Annotated in this window: 6 protein-coding genes and 1 pseudogene; 3 read left to right on the top strand and 4 right to left on the bottom strand. The window is 70.9% G+C overall.

Going from position 1 to position 6,464, the window contains the following annotated elements:
• The coding region (locus D8Y23_RS15850; protein ID WP_205797334.1) for a glycosyltransferase at window positions 1-1,403 on the top strand (1,403 nt) is incomplete at its 5' end.
• Between the two features lie 75 nt (window positions 1,404-1,478).
• On the opposite strand, the gene D8Y23_RS15845 is transcribed toward D8Y23_RS15850, so the two are convergent.
• Both D8Y23_RS15845 and D8Y23_RS15840 read right to left on the bottom strand, forming a co-directional pair.
• Entirely contained in the window at window positions 1,479-2,444 is a 966-nt protein-coding gene (locus D8Y23_RS15845; protein WP_128219016.1) for an intradiol ring-cleavage dioxygenase, read from the bottom strand.
• An 88-nt stretch (window positions 2,445-2,532) separates the two neighbouring features.
• Window positions 2,533-3,105, bottom strand: a complete 573-nt coding sequence (locus D8Y23_RS15840; RefSeq protein WP_128219013.1) for a TetR/AcrR family transcriptional regulator — start codon at window positions 3,103-3,105, stop codon at window positions 2,533-2,535.
• 23 nt (window positions 3,106-3,128) lie between these two features.
• On the opposite strand from D8Y23_RS15840, the gene D8Y23_RS15835 reads away from it, so the two are divergent.
• Window positions 3,129-4,307 (top strand): MFS transporter, encoded by a 1,179-nt coding sequence (locus tag D8Y23_RS15835; RefSeq protein ID WP_128219012.1) that lies wholly within the window; start codon window positions 3,129-3,131, stop codon window positions 4,305-4,307.
• Between the two features lie 33 nt (window positions 4,308-4,340).
• Complete coding sequence (locus D8Y23_RS15830; RefSeq protein WP_128219011.1) at window positions 4,341-4,772, top strand: VOC family protein; 432 nt, start codon at window positions 4,341-4,343, stop codon at window positions 4,770-4,772.
• A 13-nt stretch (window positions 4,773-4,785) separates the two neighbouring features.
• Here the strand turns inward: D8Y23_RS15830 and D8Y23_RS15825 are convergent, their stop codons facing one another.
• Window positions 4,786-6,231 (bottom strand): ABC transporter permease, encoded by a 1,446-nt coding sequence (locus D8Y23_RS15825; RefSeq protein WP_240663932.1) that lies wholly within the window; start codon window positions 6,229-6,231, stop codon window positions 4,786-4,788.
• Window positions 6,228-6,464: pseudogene (locus D8Y23_RS15820) on the bottom strand (ABC transporter ATP-binding protein); the annotation flags it as partial. The pseudogene D8Y23_RS15820 and the gene D8Y23_RS15825, both read right to left, overlap by 4 nt.

Genomic DNA, 6,464 nt, shown 5'->3' with positions numbered 1-6,464 from the left:
CCCCCCCCGTGTCAGCACTTCTCGATGATGCCGACGTGGTCGTCCTGACCAGTCGATACGCCCCGCATCTCGACGGCGGCTACGCCATCGCGGTGCTCTCGCGCCTGCTGGCGCTGAAGCGGGCCGGTGTCCGGAGCCCGGTGCTGCTGACCCTGGATGTTGCAACGCTGCGCGACCTCGAGAGAGCAGTCGCGCACGCGAGTGCCGCAGGCGTCTCTCGAGGGTCCTTCACCATGCGCAACCTGTTCGACGAAGCGCTGCGGGATCAGGGATGGCTTCGCGCTCGAGCCCTTCCGGGTGGGCGCACGCCGGGCGTGACGTATCGGGAGCTGCGCGACGAGCGCGGCGCGTTGGTGGTGTCGCTGCCCGTGATCACCGACGGGTCGCCCTGGCACCTGACGAACGCGAACGTGGTGGTCCACAGCGACCAGGGTGACATGGTTCTCCCGGGATTCGCGGCGCTGTACGTCGCGTGGCTCGGCCATGTCGCCGTCAGCCTCCGCTCTGCCGCGGGCGACCAGGACCGGCGTCTCGTCGTGTTCTGCGAGTCCCGTCAGATCGGCGAGACGCTCGGTGAGTGGGTCGACCCCCGCGTGCGCATCGTGCACACGGTTCACAATTCGCACCTCGCGCGCCCGTTCAGCCGCGCGGCCCCCGTGCGGGACGAGGGCTGGCGGCGGTGGCTGGAGAGCCTGGACTGTTTCGACCTGGTGGTGTGGCCGACCGTCGCGCAAGCCGCCGAGGTCGACGAAAGGTTCCCGCACCACGTGCGGTTCGCTTCCGTCCCCTCGGCGATCGTGCCGCGGCGCCCCGCGCGAACGACCGCGCGCAGCGCCCGGGACACCGTCGTCATGGCGTGTCGACTCGTAGAGCAGAAGCGCGTCGATCTCGCCGTGCTCGCCTGGGAGGCGGTCATCCGGCAGCGGCCGAACGCCCGGTTGGATGTGTACGGGCAGGGGCCCCTGCGTGAGCGGCTGGCCGCGATGATTCGGGAGCGGGGGCTGGAGGGAGCCGTTCGACTCCGCGGCCACGCTGCCGATGTGCGCGCGGCGATGGAGAGGAGTCGCGTGTTCCTCTCGACCAGTGACTTCGAGGGACAGGGGCTGGCGATCATCGAGGCCCTGTCGGCGGGCATCCCCGTCGTCTCGTTCGACGTGCGATACGGGCCCGCGGAAGTCATCGGCGATGGCGGCATCCTGGTCCCCCCGGGCGACGTGTCCCGCCTCTCGGCAGCGATCCTGTCGCTCTTGGACGACGATCAGCGGTGGGATCAGACGTCCGAACGGGCCCGGCGTGCCGCCGCCCGATTCACCCCGGAAGTGGTCGGCGCGCAGCTGCGCCGTGAGATCGACGCCGTCCTCGCCGCGCCGGCGAGCCGGCTCTGCTCGCTCGCGGGGGCGTGAAGCGCGCCCACGACGAAGGCGTCCCAGCCCGTCGGGTTCTGCTGCCTGCGGTCTCCTTCGGTGAGGGCGGGTGGGTCAAGGACGCGATCCGCCGCCGGGCGAGGCGGCGGTCGCCGTCGTCGTGGCGTCGATCGCGACCGACAGGTTTCCGACGTACCCGCTCGACGGGTCGCCGGTGAAGGTGCCCATCTCCAGTTCATAGCCGTCCGAGAACACGTTGTCGTTGTCGAGGCCGCCGATCTGGGCGAGATTTCGTGCCGAATCGGGGTAGAGGTCGCTCGCGTAGACGGCGTCGAGCATGTCCTGCGGGAACGCCACCTGGGAGGTTGCGATCTGGTTCGAGACATTCGTCGCCGAGGCGGCATCCGGATACACCTCGAAGTGGATGTGGGTCCATCGCCCGGCGTAGCATCCGGGAACGATGGTGGTGAACGTCACCCGCCCCTGCGCATCGGAGACCTGGATGCCACGCAGGTAGGTTTCGTCGGCCACCGCGTCGGAGTACATCGAGTAGAGGCCCGCCGCGTCGCAGTGCCATACGTACACGGCCGCCCCCGCGTAGGCGGAGTTGCCGTTCGCGAGGTCGCTGAGCGTGAAGGTGAAGGTCAACGGCACGCCCTCCGCGGTCGCGCCGCCATCGAGACTCGAGCGGATGTCGCTGCGTACGATTCCGGACTGGTTGAGCACGTCCACGCCGTTGGTGCCGTCGGCGGGGTAGGGGCCGTTCGTCTCCTGGGGGACCTCGTCGGTGGCGTACGCCGCGGCGGCCGCCGTGGCCGTGGCCGTGGCGGTGGGCGTCGCCGATGCCGCGGCCCTGGCGGAAGGGGTGGCTGTGGAGGCCGCGGGCTGTGGCGCGCACGCGGCCAGCACGACCGCTCCGGCACCGAGCCCGACGATGCCGAGGACGCCCCGGCGGCTGACGAGGGTGCGCATGTCGAAGGATGCGCCCTGGTCGACGACCTCGTCGTCGGGGCGGTCGAGCAGGCGGCCCTCGTATGCGAGGCCGCGGGGGGTGTGATCGGGTTCGGGGATGCGGGTCATGAGGGGCTCCTGGATGCCGGTCGTTTCAGGGACGACCTCAGCATCGGCCGCGAACACTCACGGCATCCTCACCCTCGCTTTGGGTCTCCTATGTGCCTCGAGTCGCCCCGTCGACCAGCGCCCCGGCGATGTCGCGCGCCGTGCGACTCGTCGCCTGGGGGTCGCGCAGTCGCATGGCGAGGTCTCCGGAGACGACCAGTAGCAGCTGTCGCGCCAGCGCGTCGGGGTCTCTCGCGCCCGCGGCGCCGGCAAGACCGGTGAGACGTTCGAGGTAGGTCGCCGTCTCCCGGTGCAACGCCTCGGCGATGGCGGAGGGCGGCTCGGCGTACTCCGCCGCGGTTCCGAGGAAGGCGCACCACCGGGCGCCTTCCGGCCGGGCTCGGAACGCATCGAGGGCGTCGAACACGGACAGCAGCGCCGCCTTCGCCGTCGGCGCGGTGGTGGCGGCGTCGTCCCACACGGCGAGCCAGTCGTCGTGGCGCCGATCGAGCGCGGAGGCGACGAGCGCGTCCTTGCTCGGGAAGCCGCGATACATCGTGGCGGCGGAGACTCCCGCGCGTTCCAGAACGGCATCGATGGGGGTGGCGGCGACACCCCGGGTGAAGAACAGTTCGTCGGCCGCATCGAGCAGTTTCGTCGTGGTGCTGGTGCGCAAGCCCATTCCAGCACCCTAGACTCGCAAAAGTGAAACGACCGTTTTTGTTTGGAGTGCCCGGTGTCGTGGCGTTCGCGCTGATGCTCATCGCCGCGACCTACGGCCTCGTGCGTCTGGCGTTTGGCCTTCTCCTCCCGGACATCCAGAGCGAGCTGGGCTTCAGCGCCGACGTGGCCGGGGCGATCTCGGCCGGCGGGTCGGCTCTCTACGTCGTCGGTGCCCTCGTCGGATTCTTCGCCGCAGGGGCACCACGGGTGCTCGTGGCCACGGCGGCGGGTTCTGCCGCGCTCGGCGCCGCCGGGATGGCCCTGGCCACCGACGCGGTCGTCTTCGCGGTGGCAGCGGCCGTGGGATCCGCCGGTGCCGGCTTCGCCTCGCCGGGTGTGGTCGGCGTGCTCCGTTCGCACCCCGGCACCTCGTCGCGACCAGCGTTCCAGGACGTCGCCAATTCCGGAACGGGCCCGGGTCTCGTCGCCGCGGGGCTCCTCGCGCTCGCGCTGCTGCCGGGCTGGCGCATCGTGTGGGCGGTGGCGGCGGTTGTCGCGGTCGTCGCCGGTGTGGGCGTGCTGCTGACCTCGCGGTCGCACGTGCCGCCGCGAGGACGCCCCGCCGTGCCGCCCGGGCGATGGTTCCTCGCGCACGCGCGACCGATCGCGGCGGCGCTGGCGTTGGGAGCGGGATCGGCCGCCGTCTGGACGTTCGGCCGTATCGCGCTCGTCGACGCCGGGATGGATGCCGCCTCCTCCGTCGTCGCGTGGATCGCCCTGGGAGCCGGGGGTGCTGTCGTCGCGTTCACGTCGTCGCGCACCGTCGGATGGGGGCCTCGACGTGTCTGGGTGCTGACGGGTGTCCTCGCCGCGGTCGCGACGGTCTCCCTCCCTCTCGTCGCCGAGTCGTTCCTCGCCGCGCTCGGGGCGTGTGTCGTCTTCGGGTGGTCCTATACCGCGGCGACGGGAGCGCTCATCGGCTGGACCGGCGACATCGACGCCGAACGCCCGGCCGCGGGTACCGCGCTGCTGTTCGTCGTGCTCGTCGCGGGGCAAGGAGCGGGGGCCGCGGCCCTCGGCGGGCTCGTCGAACCGTGGGGCTACGCGGGCGTCTTCGCCGTGGCATCCGTCGTGCTCCTGGTGGCAACCCTGGGCGCGGTGTCACCCCGCGGTCGGGAGTCCCGCGCTCTTCCGCCGGTCGCCGCTCGAGGTCTACGGTGAGCACGTCTCGTCGCTCTCCAGAAGGATGCCGCCATGCCCACCTCGCTCGTCGTCTACATCTCGTTCGACGGTCACGCCCGCGAGGCGATGACCTTCTATCAGTCGGTCTTCGGGGGTGAGCTGACGATCGCGACGTTCGCCGACTTCGGCATTCCCGACGCCCCCGCCGACGGCGTGATGCACTCGGAGCTCCGCGCCGAGGGATTCACGGTCATGGGGGCGGATGCCTTCGGGGAACCCGCCGAGGGGTGGGGGAGCACCCGTGTGCACGCCGCGTTCATGAGCGACGAGCTCGACCGCGTCTCGGGTTTCTACGACCGATTCGTCGAGCGAGGGTCCGAGGTCGTCCAGCCCCTGGAGAAGCAGGTGTGGGGAGATCTGTACGGCGAGCTCACGGACCCGTGGGGCGTGGCCTGGATGTTCAACATCGCCGCTCCCGGCGGCTGGGCGCAGAGCGGGGCGTGAGGACGTCCGCGTCTCAGTCGTCGGCGAGTGCCTGCATGGGCATCGCCGCCGTGGCGAGACGAGTGGGGGCGACGGACGCCGCCACCGTCAGGATGGCGGTGGACGCCACCACCAACGCGACGGTCAGCCAGGGCACGGCCGGGGCGACGAAGGTGGGTGAGGTGAACGCCGGCGGCACGCCGACGGAGCCGAGAAGCGCTTGGGCGCCGGCCCATCCGTAGAGCACGCCGAGGAGAAGCCCCAGGGTCACCGAGGTGACGATCAGGTGGACCGCCTCCAGGAGAACCATCCGCCGGATCTGCGGCTTGGAGAATCCGAGCGTTCGCAGCAGCCCAAGTTCACGGCGACGCTGAATGACACCGATCGTCAGGAGGTTGACGAGACCGACGGCGGCGATCGCGGCTGATACGGCGACCAGGGCGGTCATGATGGCGGCGAAGGTGTCCATGAGCGACAACAACTGCTGCGGTGGTTCGCCGCCTCCCGAGCGGATGAGCAACTCGCGCGCCGACTGTGCGGCGACGGCGAACATCGTCACGAGAGTGACGCCGATGACCACGCCGATCGCGGTGCGACTCGAACGCTCCGGGTAGCGCAGCGCATTCTGTGCGGCGAGTCGTGCCTCCGCCGACGGTCCGAACAGGCGGCCGGTCGTGCGAAGCACGAGCGGCATGATCATCGACGCCCCCAGGATGAGCCCGGTGAAGGACAGGATGCCGCCCAGGAAGGCGATGACGACACCGAGTGGCGACATCAGACCCACCGCTACTCCGGCCGCGAGGACGAGGGTTCCGCCGACGAACAGCGTCGCGGCCGTGACGCGACGGGCGCGCCCGCTCGCCGCTTCGCGGGTGTTGCGCTCGACCGCTCCGGAAATGGCTTCGAGGGGGCTGACATCCAGCACGCGACGCGATCCAACCCATGCCGACGCCCACGTCGTGAGGGCCACGATGACGGGGGGAGCGAGGAGGGCGGGCTGAAGGAGGGGATAGTCGACATCGAGGGACCACGCGATGCGCGCGCCCTCGAGCAACAGGGCGGCCGCCGCCGTGCCGCTGATCACCCCGATGACCGCTCCGATGATGCCGACGACGAGTCCCTGCCGTGCGACGCGGCGGCGCTCCGACCGTGCGGAGGCGCCGATGAGGCGCACGAGCGCGATCTGCCGGGTGCGGCCGGCGACGACCGTCGCGAAGGTATTGGTGGTGACGACCGCCGCCACGTACATCGCCACCGCGATGAGGAGCGTGCTGAGGATGGCCACCACCGCCGTCACCGTCTCTCCTCCGGCGAGGTAGGGGTCGGACAGGAGCCAGGCGCCGATGAAACCCGTCGTTGCGATGAGGAGTGTCCCGAATGCACTCGAGATCGCTGCGACCAGTATCGAAGCGCCCATCCCGCGTTCGCGCGGCTGGGGTGTGCGCCGCACACCCGGGACCGGGCCGGCGACCGCGGTCACGCCCCGACCTCCTGAGACAGCATGAACGCCGAGATCGCCTCGGCGCTCTGACGGGGTACATCGGCCGTCACTCGACCGTCGCCGAGGAAGATCACGCGGTCGGCGTGCGAGGCGGCGACCGGGTCGTGCGTCACCATGGCGATCGACTGCCCGTGCTCACGGCTGGCCCGCGCGAGAAGGGCGAGCACCTCACGCCCCGTGCGGGAGTCGAGGTTGCCGGTCGGCTCGTCGGC

This window comes from Microbacterium enclense (assembly GCF_004022425.1).
Lineage (GTDB): Bacteria > Actinomycetota > Actinomycetes > Actinomycetales > Microbacteriaceae > Microbacterium > Microbacterium enclense_A.
Note: the sequence above shows the minus strand (reverse complement) of the source record. Positions and strands in the feature narration are given on the sequence as shown.

Coding starts and splice junctions, on each gene's coding strand:
- D8Y23_RS15830 (WP_128219011.1), top strand. CDS start 4,341: ATGCCCACCTCGCTCGTCGTCTACATCTCGTTCGACGGTCACGCCCGC.
- D8Y23_RS15840 (WP_128219013.1), bottom strand. CDS start 3,105: ATGGGCTTGCGCACCAGCACCACGACGAAACTGCTCGATGCGGCCGAC.
- D8Y23_RS15845 (WP_128219016.1), bottom strand. CDS start 2,444: ATGACCCGCATCCCCGAACCCGATCACACCCCCCGCGGCCTCGCATAC.